Annotated in this window: 30 protein-coding genes; 9 read left to right on the top strand and 21 right to left on the bottom strand. The window is 68.1% G+C overall.

What is annotated here, in order from left to right; all coding sequences use genetic code 11:
- Nucleotides 1-83: 83 nt before the first annotated feature.
- Together LHU95_RS06980 and LHU95_RS06975 are read right to left on the bottom strand one after the other, a co-directional pair.
- Complete coding sequence (locus tag LHU95_RS06980; RefSeq protein WP_248710645.1) at nucleotides 84-953, bottom strand: metal ABC transporter permease; 870 nt, start codon at nucleotides 951-953, stop codon at nucleotides 84-86.
- Nucleotides 954-1,073: 120 nt separating this feature from the next.
- Nucleotides 1,074-1,808 (bottom strand): metal ABC transporter ATP-binding protein, encoded by a 735-nt coding sequence (locus LHU95_RS06975; protein WP_248710644.1) that lies wholly within the window; start codon nucleotides 1,806-1,808, stop codon nucleotides 1,074-1,076.
- 178 nt (nucleotides 1,809-1,986) lie between these two features.
- Between LHU95_RS06975 and LHU95_RS06970 the strand changes: the two genes are divergently transcribed.
- The 6 genes from LHU95_RS06970 (at nucleotide 1,987) to LHU95_RS06945 (ending at nucleotide 7,521) form a co-directional block, all read left to right on the top strand.
- Nucleotides 1,987-3,255 (top strand): DUF445 domain-containing protein, encoded by a 1,269-nt coding sequence (locus LHU95_RS06970; RefSeq protein ID WP_248710643.1) that lies wholly within the window; start codon nucleotides 1,987-1,989, stop codon nucleotides 3,253-3,255.
- Nucleotides 3,252-3,698, top strand: a complete 447-nt coding sequence (locus LHU95_RS06965; protein WP_248710642.1) for a MaoC/PaaZ C-terminal domain-containing protein — start codon at nucleotides 3,252-3,254, stop codon at nucleotides 3,696-3,698. The genes LHU95_RS06970 and LHU95_RS06965 overlap by 4 nt, the downstream gene beginning before the upstream one ends.
- Nucleotides 3,699-3,916: 218 nt before the next feature.
- Nucleotides 3,917-4,474, top strand: a complete 558-nt coding sequence (locus LHU95_RS06960; RefSeq protein WP_248710641.1) for a hypothetical protein — start codon at nucleotides 3,917-3,919, stop codon at nucleotides 4,472-4,474.
- Nucleotides 4,475-4,662: 188 nt separating this feature from the next.
- Nucleotides 4,663-5,220 carry a hypothetical protein gene (locus LHU95_RS06955; RefSeq protein WP_248710640.1) on the top strand — a complete coding sequence of 186 codons (558 nt, stop codon included), beginning with the start codon at nucleotides 4,663-4,665 and terminating at the stop codon, nucleotides 5,218-5,220.
- Nucleotides 5,221-5,267: 47 nt separating this feature from the next.
- Nucleotides 5,268-6,212, top strand: coding sequence for an N-carbamoyl-D-amino-acid hydrolase (locus LHU95_RS06950; protein WP_248710639.1), 945 nt, complete (start codon nucleotides 5,268-5,270; stop codon nucleotides 6,210-6,212).
- Between the two features lie 193 nt (nucleotides 6,213-6,405).
- A complete protein-coding gene (locus LHU95_RS06945) occupies nucleotides 6,406-7,521 on the top strand; it encodes a hypothetical protein (RefSeq protein WP_248710638.1) in 1,116 nt (371 codons plus the stop codon).
- A gap of 4 nt (nucleotides 7,522-7,525) precedes the next feature.
- On the opposite strand, the gene LHU95_RS06940 is transcribed toward LHU95_RS06945, so the two are convergent.
- The 8 genes from LHU95_RS06940 to LHU95_RS06905 all read right to left on the bottom strand — a co-directional run bounded on the left by LHU95_RS06940 (nucleotide 7,526) and on the right by LHU95_RS06905 (nucleotide 13,869).
- Entirely contained in the window at nucleotides 7,526-8,002 is a 477-nt protein-coding gene (locus LHU95_RS06940) for an MOSC domain-containing protein (RefSeq protein ID WP_248710637.1), read from the bottom strand.
- A 13-nt stretch (nucleotides 8,003-8,015) separates the two neighbouring features.
- Nucleotides 8,016-8,966 carry a tripartite tricarboxylate transporter substrate binding protein gene (locus LHU95_RS06935; protein WP_248710636.1) on the bottom strand — a complete coding sequence of 317 codons (951 nt, stop codon included), beginning with the start codon at nucleotides 8,964-8,966 and terminating at the stop codon, nucleotides 8,016-8,018.
- 106 nt (nucleotides 8,967-9,072) lie between these two features.
- Complete coding sequence (locus LHU95_RS06930) at nucleotides 9,073-9,825, bottom strand: hypothetical protein (RefSeq protein WP_248710635.1); 753 nt, start codon at nucleotides 9,823-9,825, stop codon at nucleotides 9,073-9,075.
- Nucleotides 9,826-9,956: 131 nt separating this feature from the next.
- Nucleotides 9,957-10,310 carry a YnfA family protein gene (locus LHU95_RS06925; protein WP_248710634.1) on the bottom strand — a complete coding sequence of 118 codons (354 nt, stop codon included), beginning with the start codon at nucleotides 10,308-10,310 and terminating at the stop codon, nucleotides 9,957-9,959.
- On the bottom strand, nucleotides 10,286-11,434 hold the full coding sequence (locus LHU95_RS06920; RefSeq protein WP_248710633.1) for a DegT/DnrJ/EryC1/StrS family aminotransferase: 1,149 nt from the start codon (nucleotides 11,432-11,434) through the stop codon (nucleotides 10,286-10,288). Before LHU95_RS06920 ends, LHU95_RS06925 begins: the two co-directional genes overlap by 25 nt.
- 68 nt (nucleotides 11,435-11,502) lie before the next feature.
- A complete protein-coding gene (locus tag LHU95_RS06915) occupies nucleotides 11,503-12,534 on the bottom strand; it encodes an NAD-dependent epimerase/dehydratase family protein (protein ID WP_349292674.1) in 1,032 nt (343 codons plus the stop codon).
- Between the two features lie 61 nt (nucleotides 12,535-12,595).
- Entirely contained in the window at nucleotides 12,596-13,519 is a 924-nt protein-coding gene (locus LHU95_RS06910) for a potassium channel family protein (RefSeq protein WP_248710632.1), read from the bottom strand.
- Complete coding sequence (locus LHU95_RS06905; protein ID WP_248710631.1) at nucleotides 13,519-13,869, bottom strand: RidA family protein; 351 nt, start codon at nucleotides 13,867-13,869, stop codon at nucleotides 13,519-13,521. The genes LHU95_RS06910 and LHU95_RS06905 overlap by 1 nt, the downstream gene beginning before the upstream one ends.
- A gap of 44 nt (nucleotides 13,870-13,913) precedes the next feature.
- Here LHU95_RS06905 and LHU95_RS06900 point away from each other — a divergent pair, with 44 nt between their 5' ends.
- A complete protein-coding gene (locus LHU95_RS06900; RefSeq protein WP_248710630.1) occupies nucleotides 13,914-14,438 on the top strand; it encodes a TIGR00645 family protein in 525 nt (174 codons plus the stop codon).
- Here the strand turns inward: LHU95_RS06900 and dnaE are convergent.
- From dnaE to LHU95_RS06855, 9 genes are all read right to left on the bottom strand, one after another.
- On the bottom strand, nucleotides 14,435-17,908 hold the full coding sequence (gene dnaE, locus LHU95_RS06895) for a DNA polymerase III subunit alpha (protein WP_248710629.1): 3,474 nt from the start codon (nucleotides 17,906-17,908) through the stop codon (nucleotides 14,435-14,437). The genes LHU95_RS06900 and dnaE overlap by 4 nt on opposite strands.
- A gap of 38 nt (nucleotides 17,909-17,946) precedes the next feature.
- Nucleotides 17,947-18,177 carry a hypothetical protein gene (locus tag LHU95_RS06890; RefSeq protein WP_248710628.1) on the bottom strand — a complete coding sequence of 77 codons (231 nt, stop codon included), beginning with the start codon at nucleotides 18,175-18,177 and terminating at the stop codon, nucleotides 17,947-17,949.
- A gap of 82 nt (nucleotides 18,178-18,259) precedes the next feature.
- Nucleotides 18,260-19,498 carry a glycosyltransferase family 2 protein gene (locus tag LHU95_RS06885; protein ID WP_248710627.1) on the bottom strand — a complete coding sequence of 413 codons (1,239 nt, stop codon included), beginning with the start codon at nucleotides 19,496-19,498 and terminating at the stop codon, nucleotides 18,260-18,262.
- Nucleotides 19,499-19,598: 100 nt separating this feature from the next.
- The gene (locus LHU95_RS06880; protein WP_248710626.1) at nucleotides 19,599-21,038 is read right to left on the bottom strand and encodes an NAD-dependent succinate-semialdehyde dehydrogenase; all 1,440 of its coding nucleotides are present in this window, start codon (nucleotides 21,036-21,038) and stop codon (nucleotides 19,599-19,601) included.
- A 60-nt stretch (nucleotides 21,039-21,098) separates the two neighbouring features.
- The gene (locus LHU95_RS06875; RefSeq protein ID WP_248710625.1) at nucleotides 21,099-21,578 is read right to left on the bottom strand and encodes a heme-binding protein; all 480 of its coding nucleotides are present in this window, start codon (nucleotides 21,576-21,578) and stop codon (nucleotides 21,099-21,101) included.
- Nucleotides 21,575-21,919: a 2Fe-2S iron-sulfur cluster binding domain-containing protein gene (locus LHU95_RS06870; RefSeq protein ID WP_248710624.1), complete on the bottom strand. Its 345-nt coding sequence runs from the start codon at nucleotides 21,917-21,919 to the stop codon at nucleotides 21,575-21,577. The genes LHU95_RS06875 and LHU95_RS06870 overlap by 4 nt, the downstream gene beginning before the upstream one ends.
- Nucleotides 21,916-22,215: a ferredoxin gene (locus tag LHU95_RS06865; protein WP_248710623.1), complete on the bottom strand. Its 300-nt coding sequence runs from the start codon at nucleotides 22,213-22,215 to the stop codon at nucleotides 21,916-21,918. Before LHU95_RS06865 ends, LHU95_RS06870 begins: the two co-directional genes overlap by 4 nt.
- Nucleotides 22,215-22,520: a 2Fe-2S iron-sulfur cluster-binding protein gene (locus LHU95_RS06860; RefSeq protein WP_248710622.1), complete on the bottom strand. Its 306-nt coding sequence runs from the start codon at nucleotides 22,518-22,520 to the stop codon at nucleotides 22,215-22,217. The genes LHU95_RS06865 and LHU95_RS06860 overlap by 1 nt, the downstream gene beginning before the upstream one ends.
- A 13-nt stretch (nucleotides 22,521-22,533) precedes the next feature.
- Nucleotides 22,534-23,250 (bottom strand): iron-containing redox enzyme family protein, encoded by a 717-nt coding sequence (locus LHU95_RS06855; protein ID WP_248710621.1) that lies wholly within the window; start codon nucleotides 23,248-23,250, stop codon nucleotides 22,534-22,536.
- A gap of 318 nt (nucleotides 23,251-23,568) precedes the next feature.
- On the opposite strand from LHU95_RS06855, the gene LHU95_RS06850 reads away from it, so the two are divergent.
- Nucleotides 23,569-24,264 (top strand): GntR family transcriptional regulator, encoded by a 696-nt coding sequence (locus LHU95_RS06850; protein ID WP_248710620.1) that lies wholly within the window; start codon nucleotides 23,569-23,571, stop codon nucleotides 24,262-24,264.
- Here the strand turns inward: LHU95_RS06850 and LHU95_RS06845 are convergent.
- A complete protein-coding gene (locus LHU95_RS06845; RefSeq protein ID WP_248710619.1) occupies nucleotides 24,261-25,397 on the bottom strand; it encodes a CoA transferase in 1,137 nt (378 codons plus the stop codon). The genes LHU95_RS06850 and LHU95_RS06845 overlap by 4 nt on opposite strands.
- Nucleotides 25,398-25,478: 81 nt before the next feature.
- Here LHU95_RS06845 and LHU95_RS06840 point away from each other — a divergent pair, with 81 nt between their 5' ends.
- Complete coding sequence (locus tag LHU95_RS06840) at nucleotides 25,479-25,742, top strand: hypothetical protein (RefSeq protein WP_248710618.1); 264 nt, start codon at nucleotides 25,479-25,481, stop codon at nucleotides 25,740-25,742.
- A 328-nt stretch (nucleotides 25,743-26,070) separates the two neighbouring features.
- On the opposite strand, the gene LHU95_RS06835 is transcribed toward LHU95_RS06840, so the two are convergent.
- Nucleotides 26,071-26,748, bottom strand: coding sequence for an ABC transporter ATP-binding protein (locus tag LHU95_RS06835; RefSeq protein ID WP_248710617.1), 678 nt, complete (start codon nucleotides 26,746-26,748; stop codon nucleotides 26,071-26,073).
- Nucleotides 26,749-26,771: the final 23 nt, after the last annotated feature.

Raw genomic sequence — 26,771 nt, 5'->3', positions numbered from 1 at the left:
ACCAAGAGACGGAGTTCCCTGGGTCTTCGAGGATGTGGATCCCCGAATGAAGGTGCAGGAAACTTTCAGCACGCGGCCGCGCCCTACCCCTCCAGATGCCGCCGCGGCCGGTGCCGGGCCAGCAGCCCATCCACCGGCCCCAAAACCAGCGCCGCGATCCAGATGCCGGACGCCACCAGGACGATGGCCGGCCCGCTCGGCAAATCCAGATGGTAGGAGGCGAGCAGCCCCGTCACCGTCGCCACCAGCGCGATGCCCACCGCGAAGACCACGATCCCGCCGACATCCCGCGCCAGGTGTCGGGCGGCGATGGCCGGCAGCATCATCAGCCCCACCGCCATCAGGCTGCCCACCGCCTGCAGGGCCGCCACCAGGTTGAGCACCACCAGCGCCAGCAACCCCAGATGCCAGACGCTGCCGCGCACACCGACCGCCTGGGCAAAGCTCGGGTCGAAGCATTCGAGAATCAGCGGGCGCCAGGCGATGGCCAGGAAGGCCAGCGTGGCGCTGGCAGCCCCGCCCATCAGCAGCAGCGCCGCGTCATCCACCCCCAGCACCGAGCCGAACAGCAATTGCGTGAGCTCCACCGCCGAACCACGCCAGGAGATGAGCGTGACGCCGGCCGCCAGTGCCGTCAGATAGAGCCCGGCCAGCGCCGCATCTTCACGCCCGCCTGTTGCCCGGGCCAGTGCGCCAGAGCCAAGCGCCACCACAAGCCCGGCCAGCAAGCCGCCCAGCGCCAGCGCCGGCATCCAAAGCCCGGCCACCACGAAGCCGAGCGCCACACCCGGCAGGATGCCATGCGCCAGCACATCGCCGGTCAGGCTCATCCGGCGCAGCATGAGGAACACGCCGAGCGGCGGGGCGGAGAGGCTGACGGCGATGCAGCCGACCAATGCGCGGCGCAGGAAGCCGAATTCGGCGAAGGGGGCCAGCAGGGCTTCGTAGAACATGGGGGGTCAGCGGGCGGGCAGGAAGGTTGAGGGGCGCTGCCCCTCAAACACCCAGGCAGGAACCTCAGGTTCCTGCACCTCCGGGGCCGGGTGGGGGGGCGCCGAGGGAGCAGGCACGCGCTAGGCGGCTTCGCGGCCGCAGGCTTCGGCATCCTCTGCCCAGGCCTCGGACATCATCCTGGCGCGCAGGCGGTTCTCGGCGGAGAGCACCTTCTCCGTCGCGCCGCAGGCCACGGCCTCCCGCGCCAGCAGCAACGTCTCCGGGAATTCGCGGCGCACGAGATCAAGGTCATGCAGCACGGCCAGGATGGTCCGTCCCTCGCCATGCCAGCGGCGCATCACGGCCAGCAGATCAGCAGCGGTGCGGGCATCCAGCGCGTTGAAGGGCTCATCCAGCAGGATCACCGGCGCATCCTGCAACAGCAGCCGTGCGAACAGCACGCGCTGGAATTGGCCGGCCGAGAGCGAACCCACGGGCCGCCGCGCAAAGCCATGCAGCCCGACCGCGTCCAGCGCAGCCTCGATCCGGCCCGGCGCGGGCGTCGCGCGGAAGGCGCCGCTTTCGCCCCAGAGGCCAAAAAGCACCGCGTCACGACAGCTCAGCGGGAAGCCGCGGTCCAGCATGGCCTGCTGCGGCAGCAGCGCCACCTCGCCGGCGGCGAACCCCGCTATGCGCCCTTCGGCCGGCTTGTGCAGCCCGGCGATGGCGCGCAACAGGCTCGATTTCCCGGCGCCATTCGGGCCCACCACAGCCATCAACCCGCCCGGCTTGAGCGCGAAGCTCACATGGTGCACAGCCGGGTGCCGGCCATGCGTGACGGTCAGGTTCTCGACCCTGAGGCCAGCGGTGTTCATGCAGAGATGGCCCAGGCGATGGCCAGCCACAGCACGGCCAGCAGCCCCGCGGCCCAGGCGCCGCGAAGGCCGGCCGAGGCCGCGAGATCAAGAGGATGGGACCAGCTGGGCATGATGTTATCGCATAACATGGCGCCTCCAGGTCGCCAAGCAAGCCGGGGCCGGGGTATGAAGCGGCATGGCCTCACCCGATGATGATCTCCGACGGGCGCTGACGCGGCACCGTGCCTTCGCCACCTTCCTGCTCATCCTCATGGGTGGGTTGGTTTACCTGGCTTATCAATTGCCGCCGGGCTTTCAGACCGATCTCCTGGCGGCCTCGGCCGAGGCCGGCGTGGTGGGGGGCCTGGCCGACTGGTTCGCCGTCACGGCACTGTTCCGCCGCCCGCTGGGCCTGCCGATTCCGCACACCGCCATCATTCCCCGGCAAAAGGAGCGGCTGGGCCAGGGCCTCGGCAGCTTCGTCGCGCGGCATGTCTTCACCGAGGCCGAGCTCCGCCGCGTCATCGCGCGGCTGGATGTGGCGGGCATCATCGCGGGCTTCCTGAGCGACCGCGAGGCGTCCCGCCCAGCCGCCCAGGCGCTGGCCGCGGCCCTGCCCCGCCTGCTGGTGACGCTGGAGGATGGGCGGGCGCGCAAGCTCTTCGCGCGGCTGCTGCCCCGCGTGGCGGGCGGGCCGGGCGCTGTGCCCATCGTGGCACGTGCCCTGCGCAGCCTGCTGGCCGGCGGGCAGCACCATGCGGTGTTCGACCTGGCGCTGACCCAGATCAAGACCGCCCTGGCCGCGAAGCAGGATGAGCTGCGCGACGCCATCAAGCGCCGCGTGCGCGAGACGGGCGGCGCCGTGGTCGGCTGGGCCGCCGGCGCCTATGTGGCGGACCGCGTGCTGGCCGTGCTGAACGCCGAGCTCGACAAGCAGGAACCCGGCGACAGCGACCTGCGCGCCGCCTTCGAAGCCTGGATCGAGGCCGAGATCACCCGCCTGGAAACCGAGCCCGAGCGCGCCGCCGCCCTCGGTGCCGCGATCCGCCGGGCACTCAGCCATCCGGCCGTGAATGACTGGCTGGGCGATGCCTGGTCCCGGCTGCGCGGCGCACTCGCGGCCGATGCGGTGAACCCCAATGGCCGCACCGTCGCCATCCTGGAAGGCGCCTTGGCCAATACCGGGCAATTCCTGGCCGAGGATTCGGCTGCCCGCAACAAGCTGAACGGCGCGGTGGAGCGCACGCTGGCCGCGCTGCTGCCCTCCGCCCAGCAGCGGCTTTCCGACTTCATCGCGGGTGTCGTCAAAGGCTGGGACACGGCGCAGGTGACGGAAAAGATCGAGCTGCGCGTCGGCAAGGATCTGCAATTCGTGCGCATCAACGGCACGCTGGTCGGCTTCCTGGCCGGGGGCGCGCTGTATCTGCTGATCGCCTGGCTGACCGGCGGGAGGGTGATCCATTGAAGCCGCTGCAATCCTTCGATGAGCTCGCGGTGGGCCAGCGCTTCACCTTCGGCAGCTTCACGCTGACCGAGGCCGAGATCATCGCCTATGCCGAGAAATTCGATCCGCAGCCTTTCCACACCGACCCCATCGCCGCACGTTCGGCCCCGCTGTTCGGCGGCCTGGTGGCCAGCGGGCTGCACACGATGGGCGCCTGTTTCAGCCTGATCCTGGGCAGCGGCCTGTTCCGCGAGATCAGCCTGGGCGGCAGCGAGATCAACACGAAATGGCCCGCCCCGCTGCGCCCGGATGAGGCGGTGGCGGTGGAAAGCATCGTGGAAAGCCTGAAGCCATCCCGCTCCCGCCCGGAACTGGGTGTCGCCGTCCTGCGGCATCTCGGGACGCGGAGCCGTGACCAGCAGCTGGTGATCGAGATGGCGGCGACGCATTTCCTCAAGCGGTAGAGTTGCGCCGGGTGACGTCCCAGCCACGCCCGGGGTCGATCCGCTGGCAAAAAGTTAATGTGCATGCCGTCTCAACATACCTCTGGCGGGTTGTTCTCCCCTGGGCATCATGCTGACATGCTGCGCCATGAATTTCCGCCGAATGGGCGCGGATGACGGGCACTTCGGCGAACCCGCTCGGCCCATCGAGGGGGCGCCCAAACAAATGGAGAAGAACCATGCAACGCCGTAGCCTCCTCGCTTTCCCGATGACCCTTCCCTTGCTCGCCGCCTGCGCCTCGGTGGATACGGAGCAGACGACGATCCTGCGCGGCGTCGTCGAGACGGTGGATGTGCCGACGCGCGAAGTGCTGGTCCGTGGCTCGGCCGGCGCGCAATCGGGCGCCCTGCTGACCATGGTCGCCGGCCGCGCCGTGCAGCGCCTCAACCAGATCCGCCCGGGCGACAATGTGACCGTGGTGTATTTCCAGGCCATCGCGGCGCGTGTGGCCCGCCCGCTCTCCACCGCCCGCCCGACCTCCATGACCATGACGGCCGAGCGCGATGCGGCCCGCCCGGGTGGCGAGGTGACGCGCGTGCGCAGCGGCCGCGTGACCATCACCGCCGTGAATGCGGCGACCAACACGGTGAGCTTCACCGGGCCTGGTGGCCTGAACCGCACCGTGACGGCCACCAACCCCGAGCTGCAGCGCTTCATCAGCCAGCTTCGCGTCGGCGAAGAGGTGGACATGACCTATGAAGAGGCGCTGGCCATCGAAATCACCCCGATGCGCTGAGCGCAAAGGGCGCCGCCGGGGGGCGGGATGCCTCTCCCCCCCCCGGCGAAACTTCCGTGCTTTGGGGACAGGCCGGTTTGATCCGGATCATGCCCCACCCTGCGAATTCCTGACATGAATGCTCCGCTGCATGTCACCCGAGCCTGGGTCCTTCGCCCGGGACGGTACAAATCCAAGGAGCAATCCCCGTGAAACGCCGCAACCTCTTCGCCCTGCCGCTCGGGCTTTCCGCCCTCGCCGCCTGCGCCTCGGTCAATACCGAGCAGACCACCACCCTCGTCGGCGTGGTCGAGACGGTGGACCCGACCTCGCGCGAGGTGCTGATCCGTGGCTCGGCCGGGGCGCAATCCGGCCGGCTGCTGACCATGATCGCCGGCCGCGCCGTGCAGCGCCTGAACCAGGTTCGCCCCGGGGATCGCGTGACGGTCACCTACTACCAGGCCATCGCCGCGCAGGCCGTGCGCCCCCTCTCCAGCGCGGCCACGCCCTTCGCGGGCATGAGCATCGCGCGTGAGGCGGACCGGCCTGGTGGCGAGGTCACCCGCGTGCGCAGCGGCCGCATGACCATCACGGCCGTGGATGCCGCGACCAGCACGGTCAGCTTTACCGGCCCGGCCGGCCTCAACCGCACCGTGACCGCGACAAACCCACAGGTGCAGGCCTTCATTGGCCAGCTCCGCGTGGGGGAACAGGTGGACATGGTCTATGAGGAAGCCCTGGCCATCTCGATCGAGCCGATGCGCTGATCGCGGGGTCCTTGACGCGCCGGGCGTGAGGCCATGAAGTGCGGCGCATGTCCCGCATCCTCACGCTCGCCGGCGCACAAACCGGCCCCATCCAGCGCGCGGATACCCGCGCCCACACGCTGGACCGCTTGATCGCGCTGCTCGAATCCAGCGCGAAGCAGGGCGCGCAGCTCGTTGTCTTCCCAGAGCTGCCGCTCACCACCTTCTTCCCGCGCTGGTTCATCGAGAACACGCAGGAGCTGGACACGTACTTCGAGCGGGAGATGCCCAACCCCCATTGCCAGCGCCTGTTCGACCGCGCGCGGGAACTGGGCGTGGGCTTCCACCTGGGCTACGCCGAACTCACCCCCGCGGGGCAGCGCTTCAACACCGCCATCACGGTCGGCCCCGATGGGGCGATCCTCGGCAAATACCGCAAGGTGCATCTGCCCGGCTCGGTCGAGCCCCGCCCCGGTGCGCGCTTCCAGCAGCTGGAAAAGCGCTATTTCGAATATGGCGACCTGGGCTTCCCGGCCTTTCGCGGACCCGTGGAATGGCACCGCGCCATCATGGGCATGCTGATCTGCAATGACCGCCGCTGGCCGGAGGCCTGGCGCTGCTACGGCCTGCAGGGCGTGGAGCTGATGGTCATGGGCTATAATTCGGCGGCCTATGACCCGAATGGCGGCGAAGGGGAGAGTGCCGAGCTCCGCACCCATCATTCCACCATGGCCGCGCAATCCAACGCCTATATGAACGCCACCTGGGCGGTCAGCGTGGCCAAGGCCGGCAATGAGGATGGCTCGGGGCTGATCGGCGGTTCCTGCATCATCAGCCCGAACGGAATCATCGTGGCCCAGGCGAAAACCCTCGGCGACGAGGTGATCCTGGCCGAGGCGGATCTGGATGATTGCCTGCAGGGCAAGGAGAAGATGTTCAACTTTGCGCAGCACCGCCGGCCGGAGCATTACCGCCGGATCGTGGAGCAGGTGGGGGCCGAACCGCCGCCCTAGGTGTTTGCCGCGGCTGGCCGCCAAACGGGCGCCGCGTCACGGCCCAAGCCTGCCTTCCCGGGCCAGGGTGAACGCGCAGCATTGCCGTCCCCTGGCATGAATTTGGGACGCCCAGCCATGGCCCATGCCGGCTCCGGCGGTCTAATCCTGCCGCCCATGAGCGCCCATCAAGGGAACGCCATCGGAGGTTGCCATGCTTCATCTCGACATCCCGACACCCGAGGAATTCCGCCTCCTGGCCCATCGCCGGGCCGATGCCTGCCTGTCCATCTACCTCGCCACCACGCCGCTCAGCCAGGAAAGCGGCGCCGCGCGGATCGAGCTTGGCAACATGTTCCGCGCGGCTTCCGCCCAGCTCGAAGGCCTCGACAAGCGCCGCATGGCGCTGCTGGAGGAACATATCCACGACCTGATGGATGATGACGGCTTCTGGGCGTTCCAGGCCAATAGCCTCTGCATCCTGGCAACACCGGATGACATCCACACCTACCGCCTGGCCAATCACCTGACGCCGATGCTGGAAGTCTCCGGGCGCTTCCACCTCAAGCCGCTGCTCCGCGCCATCACCTTCCCGCATGCGGCCCTCGTGCTCGCCTTGTCGGAGAACAGCGCGCGGCTCCTGGAGGTGCTGCCCGAGGGCGCGCCAGTCGAGATCCGCATCCCCGGTATGCCCAGTGACGCGGCGAGTGCGGTCGGCAAGGCCAGCATCAATGACCGTTCGCATAGCGGGCGCGTGGTTGGCTCCGAGGGCAAGAAGCTGCGCCTCACGCAATATGCGCGCCGGGTGGATGCGGCGCTGCGGCCCGTGCTGGCCGGGCGGCATACCCCGCTCTTTCTGGCCGGCTCCGAGCCGCTGGCCTCGATCTTCCACAGCGTGAACAGCTCGGCGCATCTGGTGCGCGAAACGCTGACCGGCACGCATGACCGCACGCCCGATCTGGAACTGGCGGCCGCCGCGCGCGAGGGGCTGGATGCGTTCTATGCCAGGCAGGTGGCCGATTTCGCCGAGCTCTTCGCCAGCCGTGCCGATCAAGGCCGCGCCACGACCGATGTGGCCCAGGCGGCCCGCGCGGCCGCCTTCGGCGCGATCGACACGCTGCTGGTGGATATTGACGGCGTGATCCCCGGCACCTTCGACGAGAATACTGGGGCCATCACCTTCGCCACCGAGGCCGGCCCCACCAATTACGGCGTGGTGGATGCGATCGCGAGCCAGGCCATCGCCACGGGTGCGCGCGTGCTCGGCGTGCGCAAGGGCGACATCCCCGGCGGGGCTGATCTGGCGGCGGTGCTGCGCTATCCGGTCTGACCGACTATAGCGGCGTGATCGCGTCCCCCGGACGGATCACACCGCCCTTGGTGATCATGCAGTTCAGGCCCGAGCGATTGGTCAGCGGGCCGAACAGGGGCTTGCCCAGCAGCTTGTCCAGATAGACGCAGGGCACGTTCAGCCGCCCGCCGAACAGCTCCACCTCGCCCACGCGAAACGCCTTGCCCACCAGGTGGTTCAGCGGCACGCCGCGCGTCAGCAGGTTGCGGCGGGTCTCCACCGGCGGAAGTTCGATCTTGTGGTCGCGCTGGATGGCTTCCAGCGTCTCGATCTCGATCAATGTCACCTGGCGCTCGGGCTGCGGCTTCTTGCTGTAGGTGCCGCGGCCGGTAGCGTAGCGGTCGCCCTCGATGCCGACGCCCGCGATCAGCTTTGCCTCCGGCAATTCCTGCATGTCGGCCGCGGCCTGCTCGGTGATGTGGATCGCCAGCAGGCGTCCGGCCCAGATGAATTCGCTCAAGATCCGTCTCCGTTCAGCCGGGCTGGATGCCAGCCAGCAAGGGGCGCCAGCGCGCCACTTCCGTGTTGATCATGCGGGTGAATTCCGCGCCAGTCCCGCCCAGCGGCACCGTGCCCTGCTGGCTGAGGCGCGCGCGCGTCTCGGGGGCGGCCATGGCCGCGCGAAACCCCTCGGCGAGGCGCGAGAGCATCGCATCGGGCGTGCCCTTTGGCGCCACAATGGCCGAGGTGGAGCCGTTCTCCAGCCCCGGCAATCCGGCCTGGGCGGCGGTCGGCACTTCGGGCAGCAGGGCCAGGCGCTCGGGTGCCGCCACGGCCAAAGCGCGCAACGTGCCGGCGCGGATATGCTCGGCCACGATCGGCGTGGCCTCCGCCGTCAGCGCCACCTGGCCCGCGATCACCGATTGCACGCTGGCGGCACCGCTGCGGAAATGCACCGCGAGGAATTGCGCGCCAGCCAGGGATTGCAGCAGGATCTGCGTCAGATGCGGGCTGCTGCCCGCACCCGCCGTGCCCCAGCTCAGCGCCTCGGGCCGGACGCGCGCGGCGATGAGCATCGCCGCCAGATCCGCGCCGACACTGCCCGGATGCGCCACCACCACATGCGGCGTGCTGGCCGCCAGCGCCACGGGCGCGAAATCCACCAGGGGGTCGTAGGTCATGCGCGGATAGATCACTGGATTGACCGCGAACATCGCCAGCGAGGCCATCAGCAGCGTGGTGCCATCCGGGGCGGCGCGGGCCACATATTCGCCCGCGATATTGCCATTCGCCCCGGCCCGGTTCTCGGCCACGATCGGCACGCCGAGTTCGGCCGATGCGCGCTCGGCCAGGATGCGCGCCACAAGATCGGTGATGCCGCCCGCGCCAAAGGGAATCACCAGCCGGATGGCCCGGGATTGCGCGCGCAGCGCCGGGGCGGCGAGCAGCAGCGGAGCGATGAGGGTTGCGCGTCGTCTCAGCATGGCCGGCCCTTTCGGATCAGAGGCGTCAGGCTGCGGCCTGCGGCGCCGCCGCGCCAGCCGGCCTCACGCGCCAAAAGGCAGCCGGAACGATGCGATTGCCCAAGGATCAGGCGTCCGCTGCCCGCCGTGGGTATTGCAGGATGAGACATTCCGCGCCCTCCGCGCCGGCCATCGCCGTGCGCGCGGCATCCTGGGGGTTCACGAAGATCAGCGACAGCGGCGGCATGCCATCCAGGCGGCCGCCCGTCACCACCCAGAATTGCCCCATGCCCTGAGCCGGGTCAGGCCCGGTCAGCGCGGCATGGGGTGGCAGGATATGGCGCCAGGCGCCCAGGCCATCGGCGCGTGGCTCCAGCATCTCCTCCATCCGGGCCGGCCCTTCGATCACCGGGCCAGGCTCCACCGGGGCGGTGGTGGTCTGCCAGGGCGTGCGGCCGGGCACGGCCTTCAGCGCGGCCGCCTCCTGCGGCACATAGCGGGCGCCAGGGTCATAGCCGTTGCGGAGGGTGAAATAATGCAGCCCCGCCTCGCCCGCCGTGATCGGGCCATAGGCGGTATGGGCATTGGTGTAATGCACCGTCACCGGCCGCACCGCATGGCGCCCGAGATGCCCGCCGCCCGCCACGACGACCTGGAACTGGTCGGCCGCGTGGAAATGCGACTGCACGACGGAGCCGGGCGGCTGCTCCACCAGGAAGGCCATGGGGTAATAGCTGCCAGGCTCCGGCGGGGGCGGGCTTTCGGCGGTGCGGTTGGTCCAGTTGGTGCCGATGAAGCTGGTGGTATGGATGGGCACGCCATTGGCGTTGACGGGCCGGCGCGTGGCGCGGGCCGCATCCGATGAGGCGGCGATGGACATGGTGGAACTCCCCGAGGCGCTGGGAATCTAGGCCCGCGGCGCGACGACGGCAACTCCTCCGGACAAATTTCGAATGGCTCGCAGCCAAAGCCAAGGCCCAGGAAAGGACACCCGGCCCAGGCAATGCCGGCTCAGACCTGGCGCGCGGCGCCCAGCAGGATCACCGCGGTTCCCGCCAGGCACAGCGCGACGCCGGCGAGATCCCAGCCGGTGGGGCGCAGGCCCTCCACCAGCATGAGCCAGCCCAGGGTCGCCGCGATATAGACCCCGCCATAGGCGGCATAGGCCCGCCCCGCCGCGACCTCCCCCGGAACCAGCGTCAGCAGCCAGGCGAAGGCCACGAGGCAGGCGACACCGGGGATCAGCCAGAAGGCCGAAGCCCCCTGGCGCAGCACCACCCAGAGCGCGAAGCAACCGGCGATCTCGACCACCGCCGCCAGCGCGAAGATCAGCCCCGCCGTCAGAGGCTGGTGAGCGCGTCGCACACCCGCGCCACATGCTCGTCGCTGAGCTCGGGATACATCGGCAGGCTGAACACCTCCTGCGCGGCGCGCGCCGTCTCGGCGCAATTGGCCGGGCCGAGCGGCACGCGGCCCTCATAGGCGGGCTGGGTGTGCACCGGCATGGGGTAGTGAATGCCGGTGCCGATCCCGCGCGCCTTCAGCGAGAACATCATCTCGTCCCGCTTGGGGTGGCGCAGCACATAGAGGTGGAACACATGATGCGCGCCAGGCCGCCGGGCCGGCGGCGTGAGCCCCGTGCCGGCCAGGGCGGCGTCATAGGCGGCGGCGATCTGCCGCCGACGGTCATTCTGCCGGTCCAGATGCTGCAGCTTCACGCGCAGGATGGCGGCCTGCACTTCGTCGAGCCGGGAATTCACGCCTGGCATGTCGCTGATGTAGCGGCGCTTCCAGCCATATTGCCGGATGGCCGAAATCCGTGCCGCCAGCTCGGCGTCGGGTGTCGCCAGGATGCCGCCATCGCCCAGCGCGCCAAGGTTCTTCGTGGGATAGAGGCTGAACGCCGCCGCATGGCCGATGGTGCCGAGCTTCACGCCGCCCAGCGCCGCCCCGTGGCATTGCGCGCAATCCTCGATCAGCGCCACGCCCGCCTCGTCGCAGGCGGCCTTGATCGGCAGCAGATCCACCGCCTGGCCGTAGATATGCACGGGAATGACCGCGCGGATCGGCGGCAGGCCGGGCGGCGGATCAGCCAGGACGGAAGCGAGCTCGTCGGGGTCCATCGTGTAGGTGTCAGGGTCGATGTCGAGCAGCAGGGGTGTGGCCCCCACCATCTCGATGGCGGCGACGGTGGCCACCGCGGTGTGGCTGACGGTGACGACGGTGCTGCCCTCGCCAATGCCCATTCCACGCAGGATGAGCATGATGGCATCCGTGCCATTGGCGCAGCCGACCGCGTGCATCACCGGCGCGCCCGGCTGGTTGCCGAGCCAGGCGGCGAATTCAGCCTCGAAGGCCTCGCCCTCCCGGCCGAGGATATACCAGCCCGAAGCGAGGGCCCGCGCGACCGCGGCATCGATCTCGGGCTGCAGCGCGCGGTAGCCCGCACCGGGATCGGCGAAGGGCAGGATGGTGGGGGCGATGTTCATGTGCGGGGCTCTTTTGGCTTGCCGATTCAGACCTTCGGGCCGGGCGGCCCTTGGGTCATCGGCGGCGGTCAGGCAGGTGCGTCGGTGAAGATGTAGTCGCTCATCCGGTCCCGATACCAGTCGAGACTGAGGCGCAGGCCGTCCGGCAGCGAGGTCAGCGGCGCCCAGCCCGTGGCGGTGCGGAAGGCGTGATCATCGGCGTGGTAGCTGCCGATATCAATCGGCGCGCGGTCGGCCGGGAATTCCCGCGTGGTGAAGCTGCCCTGCCCGCCATTGGCGGCGATGACGAGGCCCGCAAGCTCCAGGAGTGAGACGGGCGGGGCGCCACCCAGGTTGAACACGTGGCCCGCAACCTCGGCCCGGTCAGCCTGCTCGGCCGCCATCAGGAAGGCGCGGGTCACGTCATCCACGAAGGCGAGATCGCGCAGCTGCTCCCCACCCCAGACCTCGAAGGGATCCGCTTCCAGCAGGCGGCGGATCCAGATGCCGAGGAAGGTCTGCCGTGCATCGGCGATGCGCAGGCGCGGGCCGTAGCAATTGGTCAGCCGCAACGAGACGACGGGGCGGTGCAGGACGCGGTTTTCCAGCATCCAGTATTGCTCGCCCGCCCATTTAGAGACGCCATTGGCGTCGGGCGGGTTCACCGGATGCAATTCATTCACCGGCAGGCTGATGGGGCGGCCGTAGAACTGGCGGGTGGAGGCATGGATCACGCTGGCCTTGGGGGCGGCCAGGCGCATCACCTGGATCAGCCGCACCTGCGCCACGGCATTGATGGCGATATCGGCCACCGGGTCCCGCTGGCCGCCCATATGGCTGGTTTGCGCTGCCATGTTGAACAGCACATCCACACCCTGGCACAGCGAGGCGAGTTCCGTATCGCGCAGATCCCCGCGGACCAGCATCACGCCGGCCCCTTCCAGATTGGCGGGGTTGGCGCCGCCATCGGGCAGCATGGCATCGAGCGCCGTGACGCGTGCGCCAAGCCCTGCCAGGGCGTGGCAAAGATTGCTGCCCAGGAAGCCCGCCCCACCCGTCACCAGAACCCGCTTCCGGCGCCAAAAGCCCGGATCACCCAGCATCGCACTCACGTTGGTCACCTGTTTTCTACCTCCCGCACCATGGCCCGCATTGCGGCGGAATCACGCCGGAGAGATGGTTTCATTTATCCGTCTCACGCGTGCCGCCGCCATGGCTGCGCATGATCTCGGCGAAGCCGAACAGCAGCAGAAGCTGCCCCATGATCATCTGGATGGCGGCCAGCAGCCGGATTCCGTCATCTGCCGGCTGGATATCCCCGTAGCCGACCGTGGAAAGCGTGACGATGCTGAAATGCAGCGCATCCGAAAAGGAGAGCCGGCCCGGCTCGCCCATCAGCAGGAAGATCGGGCTGCGCGAAAGCCCGTCGGCGATGCGGTAGAAACAGGCGAACCCCACAGAAAGCAGCGCAAAGAGGCTGATATAGGTCGCCACCGGCACCGCCAGATGCCGCAGCCGCATCCCCACCCGCCGCAGGATGGCCGAGACATCCACCAGCAGCCGTACGATATGCCCCACCGCCGTCACGCCGATCACGGCGATGCCGGCCATGGCCAGGATGAGCGCCAGCGTCTGCCATTCAGCCGATGCGCGGTTGATCGGCGTGGAGAGGGAGATGATGCCGATCAGCCCGGTCGGCAGCAGCCAGCGCACGAAGCGCGGGAAATGCCGCAGGTCGGCGCCGCCCTCGGCCGAGGCAGGCCCGGCAAGCTCGTCTCGCCGTGCCCAGCAGGCCAGCACGAAGGCCAGGACCGGCAGCAGGAAGGCGACCGAGCGCGACCAATCCGCGGCATCGGGGAAGGAAGCCCGGCCGATCACCACAAAGAGGCTGACGTAGATCGCAAGGCCGTTGGCCGCCCCCAGCGCAAAGAGCAGCCCATGCGGAAAGATCAGATGCAGCCCGCCCAGCGCCAGGCTCGCGATCAGCAGGGCCAGAGCGGCAAAGGTCCAGCCCTGATCCGCCACCCCCATCGCCACCAGCAGCATGAAGCCGAGCGTCAGCCCTGTGGAGAGCAGCGCCTGGCGGCGGCGCGCGGGCATGAGCATCAGGGCAACGCCGCGATCCCGGTGATCTCCACCCGCCAGAGCGGATCCACCAGCGGCGCCTGGATGGTCATGCGCGCGGGCTTGTTGGCCGGGTCCAGCCAGGCGTCCCAGGCGCGGTTCATGGCCGGTGCGTCGGCGATATCGCGCAGGATGATCTGCACACTCAGCAGATGCGCCTTGCTGGTGCCCGCCTCCGCCAGCAGCGCGTCGATTTGCGCCAGGATGTCCGCCGTCTGGCCCTCGGTGTCGAGGGAAGCATCATCGGCCACTTGCCCGGCCAGATAGACCAGCCCCCCATGCACCACGGCGCCCGAAAGCCGCCCTTCCTCCGCCAGACGCCTGATCATCAACTCACCCCTTTTCCTGTGCCCCGGTTTGCCCCACATGGGCCGCCATGGACAAGCTTCTCGACCGCATGATGATCGCCAGCCGCTATATCCTGGCGGTGTTCTACCTGGGCCTTGCCGCGGCGCTTGCCGCCTATGCGGTGAAATTCGGCTTCAAGGTGTGGAAATTCGCCTCCACCATCCTGATCGAGCAGGATGACAACCAGATCCTGCTGGGCATGCTGTATCTCGTGGACAGCGCGCTGGTGGCCTCCCTCGTGGCGATGGTGGCGATCTCCTCCTATGACAGCTTGGTGTCCAAGCTGACGGATGAGACCAGCAGCAAGGAAATCTCCTGGGTCACCAATCTCGATCCTGGCAACCTGAAGCTGAAGGTGGCGCTGGCCATCATCGCCATCAGCTCCATTCATCTGCTGCAGAAATTCATGAATGTGGACAGCCTGGATGACCGCACGCTGATGTGGGGCGTCATCATCCACATGTGCTTCGTCGTGGGCGCATTGGTGCTGGGCTACCTGGACCGGATGCAGGCGCAGACCAAGCTCATCGCGAAGGGCGGCAAGGCCGGCTAAACCTCCTCCACGCTGGCGACACCCGCCACCAGCTTCATCGCCTGCATCATCCGCGGCGAGACATTCCAGCCGCCGGGCAGCGTCAATTCCACCTCCTGCCCGGGGGCAAGTCGCGGTACCAGACTGACGCGGCCTTTGCCGCGCCCGTCGCGCTCCAGGATGTTGCGGATGTCGGGCACCGCGCTCGCGGCCTCGATGAAGATGCGCATCCCCTGCCCCACGCCGGCGGCCGCCTTGTCCAGCCGCTCGACATCCTGCGCGGTGAGGCGCAGCGCCTCGCCTTCCAGCTTCGCATCCGTGGTGATCAGCAGCGCCGTGCCCTCCTCCAGCATGTCGCGGGAGCGGTTCAGCACTTCGCTGAAGAAGGTCACCTCGAAGCTGCCGGCCTGGTCGGTCAGGCTGATCCAGGCCATGCGGCTGCCGGTGCGGGTGTTGCGCTCCTTTTTGGCGGTGACCGTGCCCGCCAGTTTCAGCCGGGTGGAACCGGCCCGCACCCGATCCGCGATCACGGCGGAAGGCGTGGCACCCAGGCGCCGCAGCGCGCCCTTGTATTCATCCAGCGGGTGGGCCGAGAGATGGAAACCCACGGCCTCCGCCTCGAAGCCCAGCTTGTCGAGCTGCGGCCAGTCGGGGATGTCGGGCAGGCGCAGCAAGGGCGGCCCCTGCTCCACCTCGCCAAACAGGCCGATCTGGTTGCTCGCGCGGTCCTCGGCCGTGGCTTGCGCGCGGCGCAGGACCGTCTCCGCACCGGCGACCAGGCGGGCGCGGTTGCCCTCCAGGCTGTCAAAGGCACCCGCCTTGGCGAGGTTTTCCAGCTGCATCTTGTTCAGCAGCTTGGGGTCCACCCGCGCCGCGAAATCAGCGAGGCTGGCAAAGGGCGCATCGCGCGCCGCGACCAGTTCACGCATCGCCTGCAGGCCGACGCGCTTCACGGCGGCCAGGGCAAAGCGGATGGCGGGGCCCGCCGCGGCGCGATCCTCGCGGGCCGCCTCGCCGGGGGCGTTCATTGCCGGCGCAGGTGGCAGCTCCTCGATCGTGAATTCCGCGCCGCTGCGATTGATATCCGGCGGCAGCACCTTGATGCCGACACGCGACGCCTCCTGCATGTGGGAGGCGAGCTTCTCCGTCTTGTCGAGATCGAGCGACATGGAGGCCGCCAGGAAGGCCACGGGATGGTTCGCCTTCAGCCAGGCCGTGTGATAGGCGACCAGCGCATAGGCTGCCGCGTGCGACTTGTTGAAGCCGTAATTGGCGAATTTCTCCATGAGGTCAAAGACTTCGCCCGCCTTCTCGGCCGGTACGCCGTTCTTCTCGGCACCTTCGCAGAAGATGGCGCGCTGCTTGGCCATGGCGGCTGCGTCCTTCTTGCCCATGGCGCGGCGCAGCAGGTCGGCACCGCCGAGCGAATAGCCCGCCATGACCTGCGCGATCTGCATCACCTGCTCCTGATAGACCATGATGCCATAGGTCTCGCCCAGGATGTCCTGGATGGAGGGGTGCGGCGCCGCCCAGGGCTCGCCATGCTTGCGGGCGCAATAGGCCGGGATGTTTTCCATCGGGCCCGGCCGGTAGAGCGAGACGGCGGCGATCAGATCCTCGAAGCGGTCGGGGCGCATGGAGCGCAGGCAGTCCCGCATGCCCTGGCCTTCGAACTGGAAGACGCCGGCCGCATCGCCCTTGGCCAGCATGGCATAGGTGCGTTCGTCATCCAGCGGCAGTTTGTCGAGGTCCACCTCGATGCCGCGCGCCTTCAGGAGTTGCACCGCGCGTTGCAGCACCGTCAGCGTCTTGAGGCCCAGGAAGTCGAACTTCACCAGGCTCGCCTGCTCGACATACTTCATCGAGTATTGCGTAATGAGTGAGGGCGAGCGCGGATCGCGATAGATCGGCGTGATTTCCACCAGCGGCTTGCGGCCGATGACCACGCCGGCCGCATGGGTGGAGGCGTTGCGGTACAGCCCTTCCACCTGGAGCGCCGTGTCCAGCAGCTTGGCCACGGCCTCGTCGTTTTCCTGCATGTCCTGGAGCTTCGGCTCGCCCTTGATGGCATCGCCCAGGCTGACGGGATTGGCGGGATTGTTCGGGATCAGGCTGGCGATCTTGTCCACCTGGCCATAGGGCATGCCCAGCACGCGTCCCACATCGCGCACCGCCGCTTTCGCCTGCAATTTGCCGAAGGTGATGATCTGCGCCACGCGATCCGCGCCATATTCCCGGCGGACATAGTCGATCACCTCATCCCGCCGGTCCTGGCAGAAATCAATGTCGAAGTCGGGCATGGAAACGCGTTCGGGGTTGAGGAAACGCTCGAACAGCAGCCCGAAGCGCAGCGGATCGAGATCGGTGATGGAGAGCGCCCAGGCGGCGACGGAACCCGCCCCCGAGCCACGTCCGGGCCCGACCGGAATGCCCTGTTCCTTCGCCCATTGGATGAAGTCGGCCACGATCAGGAAATAGCCGGAGAAGCCCATCTGCTCGATCACGCCGAGCTCATATTCCAGCCGCTCCGCGTGGACAGGCGGAACCCCCTCGGGGAAGCGGCGCGCCAGGCCCGCACGCGCCATATTGGCGACGGTCTCGGCCTCCGTCTTGCCGGGCAGCACCTTGGGGCAGATCGGCAGCTCGGGCTTTTTCGATTCCGCCATGACGGCGCACATGCGCGCGATGGCCAGCGTGTTATCGCAGGCCTCGGGCAGGTCGGCGAAGAGGGCGCGCATCTCGCTGGCCGGCTTGAACCAGTGATGCGGCGTGACGCGGCGGCGGTTCTGCTCGGCCACCAGGCGCCCCTCGGCGATGCAGAGCAGCGCGTCATGCGCGATATGGGTTTTCGCTTCGGCGAAATAGACATCATTGGTGGCGACGATGGGCAGGCCCGCCTCATCGGCCAGGCGCAGCAGGCCAGGCTCGATCGCCTGCTGGCGCTCCGTATGGTGGCGCATGAGTTCCACGACGAGGCGGCCATCGAAGGCCTCGCCCAGCGCGCGGAGCAGGCGCTCCGCCGCATCCCGCCGGCCCTCCGCCAGCAGGCGTGACAGCGGGCCATGATCCCCACCGGTCAGCAGCATCAGTCCGGGCGCGTGGGTCAGCAGCTGATCCAGGGCCAGGGCCGGCTTGCCCGAAGCATCCTCACCCAGCCAGCCGAGCGAGGAGAGGCGCTGGAGATTGTCCAGCCCGGTCGCGTTCATCGCCAGCGCGACGATCACATCCGCACCCGCGCGCAGCGCCTCGGGCCGCTCCTCACCCGTGGCGGCGCGCGAGAGCCAGAGCTGGCAGCCCATGATGGGCTGAATGCCCTTGCCCGAGGCGTATTGCGCGAATTCCAGCGCGCCAAAGAGATTCGCCGTATCGGTCAGCGCCACGGCGGGCATATTGGCGGCGAGCGCCAGGCCCGGCAGCTTCTCCACCTTGATGGCGCCTTCGCTCAGCGAATAGGCGGAATGGGTGTGCAGGTGGATGAAGGAATCGGACATGGCCCAAGCTTAGCAGGCCAGGCCTGCGACCGTAGCCTTCAGAAATTGCAAACCTGATGGCGCACATGGCGCTCGCGGATGCGGCCCCATGCGTCGCGGTAGCGCACGCGCCGGGTTTCCCACCAGCAGCGGCGGCGGCGGCCATGGCCGCGGCCCTGCACCTCCTCTACCGGCGACGCATCGGGCACTGTAAGCCTGGGCGGTGCGGCCAGCGCGCCCCCCGTCGCGGCCAGGGTGAAAATCCCGGCGAGGATGCCCCGTCTCGTCATGCAGTGTTCCTCCGTTCGATCCGGACAGCACAACGCGCGAAAGCGGCGAGGGTTAGGCGCCCATGGCAAGACATTGCGGCAGTCAGCGCCGCGCCCGCACCATGTCGAGCACGGCGATGAAAAACGCCCCGGTGGCCAGTTGCAGCCCCAGCAGCATGGTCGTCACCGAGGCGATGGCAAGCCGCATGGTGCCCGAACCGCCCAGATCGCCAAACCGCCCGGCCCCCCAGATGACGAGGCTGGCCACGCCCAGCAACAGCCCCAGCAGGAACAGCCCCAGGGCCGTCAGCAGCGCGGGCTCCAGCCCGAAGCGCGCGAGCATGCGGGTCAGCATGGGTTGCTCCGGCACCAGCCCCTCCCGCGCGCCATGCACCCGCGCGAACACCCAGAACATGATGAGCTGGAAGCCCATCGTGGTGGCGGCGGAGGCATAAAGCAGCGTGTGCACATCGAAGGTGACGCCGCCCAGCCGCCGCGCGCCCGGCAGCAGCGCCGCCATGGCACCCAGCCCGCCGATGAAGAGCAGCAGCCCCGGGTAGAAGAACAGCCAGCGCGGGCAGAACACCAGCAGGAATCGCAAATGCCGCCAGCCATCGCGCCAGGAGCGCAGATGCGGCGGGCGGGAGCGGCCATCGGGCGAGAGCGTCGTCGGCACCTCGGTGATGCGCAGCTTTTGCAGCGTTGCCTTCACCACCATCTCGCTGGCGAATTCCATGCCGGGGGCGCGCAGATCGAGCTTGAGGATGGCGTCCCGGTCAAAACCGCGCAGGCCGCAATGGAAATCGCCGCAGGGGCTGCCGAAAAACACCCGCCCGATCGTCGTCAGCACCGGATTGCCGAGGTAGCGGTGCAAGGGTGGCATGGCGCCAGGCTTGATGCCGCCCTGGAAGCGGTTGCCCATGACCAGGGCATAGCCCTCACGCAGCTTGGCCACGAAAGGGTCGAGGTTTTCGAAATCATAGCTGTCATCGCTATCGGCCATGATGACGTAGCGGCCACGCGCGCCGGTGATGCCGGCAATGAGCGCCGCGCCATAGCCGCGCTCGGCCACCGGCAGGACCCGCGCGCCCAGGCTGGTCGCGATCTGCTGGCTGCCATCGGTGCTGCCATTATCGGCGATCAGCACCTCGCCCCGCACGCCGCTGCGCTCGAGGTAGCCCATGGCCTTGCGGATGCAGGTGGCCAGCGTCTCCGCCTCATTGAGGCAGGGCATCAGGATGGTCAGTTCCAGGGGAGGCGCGGCCCTGCCCGGCGGGGCGGCCTCGGCCAACATCACCGAATCATGCTCCATGGCGACCAGCTTCTCCAGAAAACGCGCCATGCAGTCGGGCGCGCGCAGGAGGGGTTGAAGCCGCCCAAGCCGGCCATTTCAAGGCGGCATGCGCGCGCCCTGGCCATAATCGGCCAGGGCGCGCCCTTCATCAGAGGCCGGCCTGGCTCACGAACTTCGTGTTCAGATAGGCCTCGATCGCTTCCGAGCCACCTTCCGTGCCGTAGCCGCTATCCTTGACGCCGCCGAAGGGCACCTCAGGCAGGGCGAGGCCCAGATGGTTGATCGTCATCATGCCGACCTCGACGCCCGCGGCCAGGGCCTGCGCCGTCTTGGCGCTGCTGGTGAAGGCATAGCTGGCCAGGCCGAAGGGCAGGCGATTGGCCTCGGTCACGACATCGTCGAAGCTCTTGAAGGGGCGCATCAGCGCCACTGGGCCGAAGGGCTCCTCATTCATCGCGCGCATGTCGAGCGTCGCGCCCGCCACGACGGTCGGTTCGAAGAAATAGCCCTTGTTGCCGATGCGGCTGCCGCCCGTGGTGATTTCGGCCCCCTTGGCGCGGGCATCGGCGATCAGGACCTCCATCTGGGGCACACGACGCTCATTGGCCATGGGGCCCATATTGGTGGCGGCATCAAGCCCGTTGCCCACCTTCAGCGCCTTGGCGTGGCTGGTGAAGCTGGCGACGAACTGGTCATAGACGCGCTCCTGCACCAGGAAGCGCGTCGGCGAGACGCAGACTTGGCCGGCATTGCGGAACTTGGCGAAAGCGAGCGTCTTGGCCGCGTGCTCCACATCGGCATCGTCGAACACCATGGCCGGCGCGTGGCCGCCCAGCTCCATCGTCACGCGCTTCATGTGCTGGCCGGCCATGCCTGCCAGCATCTTGCCGACCGGGGTGGAGCCGGTGAAGGTCACCTTGCGGATGATGGGGCTGGCGATGAGGTAGGAGCTGATCTCGCTCGGCACGCCGTAGACGAGGCCAATCACATCGCCCGGCACGCCGGCATCGAGGAAGCACTTGATCAGCGCGGCCGGGCTGGCCGGCGTTTCCTCCGGCGCCTTGACGATGATGGAGCAGCCAGTGGCCAGCGCCGCCGAAAGCTTGCGCACGATCTGGTTGATCGGGAAATTCCATGGCGTGAAGGCGGCGACGGGGCCGACCGGCTCCTTGATGGTCAACTGATAGACGCCCGCGGCGCGCGCCGGGATCACATGGCCGTAGCTGCGGCGGGCTTCCTCGGCGAACCAGTCGATCGTGTCCGCACCGCCCATGATCTCGACCTTGGCCTCGGCCAGCGGCTTGCCCTGCTCCAGCGTCATCAGCTCGGCGATCTCATCGGCGCGGCTGCGCAGCAGATCGGCGGCCTTGCGCATGGTCTTGGAGCGCTCGAAGGCCCCCACCTTGCGCCAGAGCGCGAAGCCGCGCTCGGCGGCGGCCAGGGCGGCATCGAGGTCGCTGATGGAGGCGTGGGCGACAGTGCCGATCACCTCCTCATTGGCGGGGTTGAGCACTTCGATGCGTCGGCCATTTTCGCCGTCGCGCCAGGTGCCTGCGATGTGGAGCTGGGTGTTGGGGTAGGCGGCCATGCGGGTCTCTCCGGTTGCTTTGGTGGGAAGGTGGGGCGGCTTTGGTCCGCGCACAACCCATTACAGCTTCAGATCAGCCGCCACCTGCACCACATGCCCCTCGGGCTCCAGCAACGCGGCCAGCGCCTTGAGGCCCGCGACGCCGCAGGCGATATCCTGCTCGCCATTGCCGCCCGAGAGGCCGATGCCACCCACCACTTGGCCATCCAGGATGATCGGGAAGCCGCCGACAAAGACGGCAAAGCGCCCCTCGAAGCTCCATTGGATGCCGAAGGCCTCGTTACCCGGCAGCGCCGGCCCATTCGGCGGCGTGTTGAACAGATGCGTCGAGCGCTTGTGCCCGGCGGCCGTGAATGCCTTGTTCCAGGCGATTTGCGGGCCGGTGATGCGGGCACCGTCCATCCGCTCCAGCAGGATGGGATAACCGCCATCATCCACGATGCAGACGCTTTGCCGCACGCCCATCGCCTCGGCCTGGGCCGTTGCGGCAGCGATCATCACGCGGGCTTCGCGGGTTTCGAGCTTGAGGGTGGCCTTCATGCCGCGGTCACCGGTGCGGGTGCGGGCTTGGGCGGCGGGGGCGGCCAGGAGATGCTGGCATCGCCATTCACGAAGGTCTGGCAGGCCATGCGCCAGCCGGCGGCGAATTGATCTTCCGTCAAATGCTTGCGCTCCTTGGCGGTGATGGCGGAGGCGTGTTCCCGCCCGGCCTCGAAGCGGCACTTGCAGGTGCCGCACAACCCGCCGCCGCATTTGAAGGGAATGCCGCCCTTCTCGCGGATGGAGATGCGCAGCAGGCTGCCGCCCGCATCCGCCTCGACCTGCTTGCCTTCATTGCTCACGAAGGTCACGCGGATGCGTGGCACCGCCGCTTCGCTCATTGCCGGATCAGGCTGGACTGGACGCCGCGAAACCGCGTCAGATGCTCAAGCTCCGCCCGTGCGGCTTCCACATTGGCGAAGCGCGGCAGGAATTTGCTGGGCACCAGGTTCAGGATGGGGGCCGCCGCCACATCCACGACGCGCAGCCGCGTCTCATGCTGCAATTCCGCGATGACGAATTGCGCGCGCAGCTTGCCCTGCGAGACGTAGTCATAGGCCTCGACCGGAACCAGCCCCGGCGACAATTCCGTGCGGAACTGGCCGGGCTTGCTGGTGAGGATCACGTAGTCGGACATCAGGCGGGCACCTCTTCATCCTGCGCCAGGGTAATGTCGTGATGCAGCCAATGCTGGCACATCAGGCGATAGCCCTGGCTGATCCGCTCGCCCAATTGCTTGGTTTCCTTCCAATTGGGCTCGGGCAGATGCTCGGCCCCGGCCAGGACGCGGCACGCGCATTTCCCGCATTTTCCCATGCCGCAGCCGTAGCGCAGATGCGGCCAGGGGTACTTCCTGATGCCGGCGCGGACGACGAGATTGCCGTTATCCGGCACCTCATCCTCATGCACCTGCCCGGCCTTGTGGAAGGTGACCTTTGGCATCAGCGGGGCGACATCAGGCCGCGACGTCGAGGCGCCGCTCGACATAGTCGTGATACAGCGCGGTCGTGTAGAGCAGCCGCATCTGCGCGCCGATGCCGCAGATCTTCAGGCAGGCCTGCTGGAGCTCGACCGTATTCGCGTGTTCCAGGACGATCTGGTAGCCGCGCTCGCCATGGATTTCATCGGAGACGATGTGCAGGTCGAAGAACTCGACCTCCTCATCCGTGAAGCCATACTTCTCGCGCAGGGTTGGCGTCTGCTTGCGGTAGATGCTGGGCACCTGGGATTCGAGGCCGACCACCAGGGCGGCCACGGCCACCACCGGGTCCTCGCGCATCGCGACCGCATAGCACCAGCTTTGCAGGCCGCGCGTGGTGGGGGACATGTTGTCGGGGTTCTTCACCCGCTCGGCCGTCGTGCCGCAGGCTTCGGCGAAGCGGATCAGCAGGTCGGTGTGGCGATCCCCGCCGATTTCCTCCTCATACATGTTGGCCAGGAGGAAATCCTTGGCTTCCGTCATATGGGCCGGCATGCGGGCATAGAGGTAGCCGAGGTAATCCGCGAAGGGGCCGACATAGTGGTAGTGATTCTCCGCCCAGCGGCAGAGATGCTCACGCGTCAGCGTGCCATTCGCCCAGGCGATGCTGAAGGGCGAGGCGTTGGCGCTCTTGCCCTTGATGGCGTTTTCGAGGGCGGTGCGGAATTCGTCATGGGTCATCAGGGCGGTCACGGGAAACTCCTCGGGCGGGGGGCGGGGTTGCGTTTCGGGAAGGCCGGTCAGGTCACGGCAAAGGGACGGCGAGGCTGGCCTTGTGCGATGTGCGGCATGCGCTCTCCAGCCCTGGCTGATATGGTGTGGCGGGTCCTAATCTGACCAGATGTTCGTATACGGAGATACGTGAGTCAATCAAAATCGATATGCGAAACTGCCATTCAGGCCGTTTTATCGGACCGATAGCCATCAAATCAGCAGGCAATCAGCACTTCGCAACACAACACGATCGTTATCGTATACAGTCAGTCACCTGCCCTTCCACGCGCGAGCCCCATGACCAGCACCTCAGCCACCCCCCAGCATGCCGCCCCGCGCCGCGAACCACTCAGCCGCCAGGCCCTGACGCGGCTGCGCGGCGCGATCCTGTCCGGCGAACTCAAGCCGGGTGAAAGACTGGTGGAGGAGCGTCTCTCGGCCGAACTCGGCATGTCACGCGTGCCCATCCGCGAGGCGATCAAGCAATTGATCGCCGAGGGCCTGGCCGTGCCGGCCGAGGCCGCGCCCGGCGGCCGCGGCGCCCAGGTGGCCGAGATGACCGAGGGCTTCGCGCGTGACCTGATCGAAGTGCGGGCCGTGCTGGAGGGGCTGACCGCCCGCCTCGCCGCGCGGCATTGCAAGGCCGCAATCCGCGTCGAAATCCTGGAATTGCTGGAACGCGGCACCAGGCTCGCCGCCCTGCTGCGAGACGAGGCGGGCGGTGAAGCCACGGCGAGCGACCTTGCCGCGCTGAACATCGCCTTTCACGACCTGCTCGCCCTGGCCGGCACCAACCAGGCCCTGCGCGAAGTGATGCGGCCGCTGCGGGAGCGGACGGAGCTCGTCTTTCGCCGCAACAGCACCGAACGTGCCGTGCGGGACTGGCAGGAGCACGCGATGATCCTGGAGGCCGTCTCGGAAGGCGATGAGGAGCTGGCGGCCCTGCTCGCCGCGCGCCATGTGCGCCGCGCGGCCCGCCTCCAGGAAGGCTAGTCCCGCCCCAGGACCTCCCGGTTATGCTGACCGAGCCGGGGCGAATCGCTGCGCGCGCGCGGCCGCCGGCGGTTGAAGGAGAGCGGCAGCCCAACGACGCTCGGCCCGCCATCCGGCAAGGGCCGGATCAGGTCCACCGCGGCCATTTGCGGGCTGGCGGTGACCTCGGCGATGTCATTCACCGGCCCGCTCGGCACGCCGACGGCATCCAGCTCCGCCAGCCATGCATCGCGTGGCCGGGTGCGCAGCACGTCAACAATGAGCGGGATCAGCGCCGCCTTGTTGCGCACGCGCTGGCTCCCCGTCGCGAAGCGCGGATCAGCCGCCCATTCGGCATGCCCCATCACTTTCGCCGCGCGGGCGAAAAGCCGGTCATTGCCGGCGGCGAGGCAGAGCGGCCGGTCGGCCGTCTCAAACACCTGGTAGGGCACGATCACCGCCGCACCCGTGCCGTGCCGTTGCGGGATATCGCCGGTGGCCAGGTGGTTGTTGATCTGCCCTTCCACCCAGAAGGCCGCCGTCTCGAAGAGCGAGCCATCCACCAGGCAGCCCTTCCCCGTCCGGTCCCGCCAGCGCAGCGCGGCCAGCGCGCCGATGGTGATGAACAATCCCGTCGCCTTGTCATTGATCGAGGCGCCGCAAAAGGTGGGCGGGCCATCGGGCTGGCCGGTGATGCTCATCATGCCGCCATAGGCCTGGAGCAGCGGGTCAAAGCCCGGCTTCATCTTCATCGGCCCCTCGAAACCAAAGGCCCAGATCGAGCAGTAGATGAGCCGCGGATGCCGCGCCAGCATCGCCTCCGGCCCGATGCCGATCTCCTCCACCACGCCGGGGCGCAGGTTCTGGATCAGGATATCGGCGGTTTCGCAAAGCCGGTGCAGGGCGGCCACATCCTCGGGCTTTTTCAGGTCCAGCGTGATGGACCGCTTGGAGCGGTTCTGCCCGTGGAAATACAGCGAGGTGACGCCATCCGGCCCGAAGGGAGGGCCCCAAAGCCGGGCATCATCACCGCCATCGGGCTTTTCCACCTTGATCACATCGGCGCCCATATCGGCGAGCACGACGCCAGCCAGCGGCCCGGCCAGCGCCTGGCCCACCTCGATCACTGTGACGCCGTCGAGTGGCAGATCCATTCGTATTCCTCCCGTTTCGCTGAGCATAGGCGCAGGCGGCGCATGCTTGACAGGGGCAGCCGCATGCCGGCCCGATGGGACATGAAGCGATGGATCCCTGCCTTGCTGCTGCTGGCCGCCTGCGAGCAGCCCAACGAATACGCCTACGACCCGATCGGCCCACGCCAGGTTTTGACGGGCGAGCAGGCCCAGGCCGTATGCGAGCGGCGCGGCCTGGAGGCGCAGGCCGCCTGGAACGCCGCACCCGCGGGCAACAGGCTGCCGGGCTACAATGCCGTCTATGATCCCTGCATGGCGGAGATGGGTTGGCGCCGGCGGCTCCTTCGCAGCTACAGACCCCACTGAGGCGCTGGCCGGGGAGCGGAGGGACGCCACGCGGGGCGATGATTGTCATAGCCCCATTCGCGCACGCTCTCCGCAGGCCGCGCCCGTCGAAAACATCGCCCAGCCTCTCGGCGTGGAATCTCGTGGCCGGACAGGCCGCTGACAAAAGCCAGGCGGCGAGAGGGCTTTGCCACCAAGACACGCAACCCTCGGGCCTTAGAAGCGACAACCGCACCACATCCCCGGATGAAGGTGCAGGAAACTGTGAAAACCACGCAGGTTTTCACCCTGCCGGGGAGCTCGAGGGGCTGGCCCCTCGACCCCACCGCGGGAAGATTTCATCAGCCCGTCAGGCCGGCACGATCAGCCCATCCCGCAGCGTCACCACCCGGTCCATCCGGGCCGCCAGTGCCGGGTTATGGGTGGCGATCAGGCAGGCGAGTCCCCTGCCCCGGGCCTCGCGCAGCAATTCTTCAAACACCAGGTTGGCTGTCGCGGTATCGAGGTTTCCCGTGGGCTCATCGGCCAGGACCACACGCGGCGCATTGGCCAGGGCACGCGCGATGGCGACGCGCTGCTGCTCGCCGCCCGAGAGCTTGCCCGGCCGGTGCTGGAGGCGCGCCGCAAGCCCGAATTGCCCGAGCAGCTCGGCCGCCCGCGCCTTGGCCGCGGCACGGGGGATGCCGGCCGCGAGCTGCGGCAGCATCACATTCTCCTCGGCGGTGAATTCCGAGAGCAGGTGATGGAATTGATAGACGAAGCCGATGGTGTTGCGCCGGATCGCCGTCCGCGCATCATCGGAGAGCGTGCCGGCCGCCGCCCCCTCCACAAACACCTCTCCGCCATCGGGCCGCTCCAGCAGGCCGGTGACGTGCAGCAACGTGGATTTTCCGGTTCCCGAAGGGGCCACCAACGCCACGATCTCACCCTCATGCAAGGTGAGGTCGGTGCCGCGCAGCACATCCAGCGTGCCGGCCTCGGTCTTGTAGCGCCGCTCGACCGCGCGCAGCTCCAGAGGCTTGTTCATGGCGTGCGGCCGACGCCACGGGG

Source organism: Sediminicoccus sp. KRV36, from assembly GCF_023243115.1.
Taxonomy (GTDB): domain Bacteria; phylum Pseudomonadota; class Alphaproteobacteria; order Acetobacterales; family Acetobacteraceae; genus Roseococcus.
Note: the sequence above shows the minus strand (reverse complement) of the source record. Positions and strands in the feature narration are given on the sequence as shown.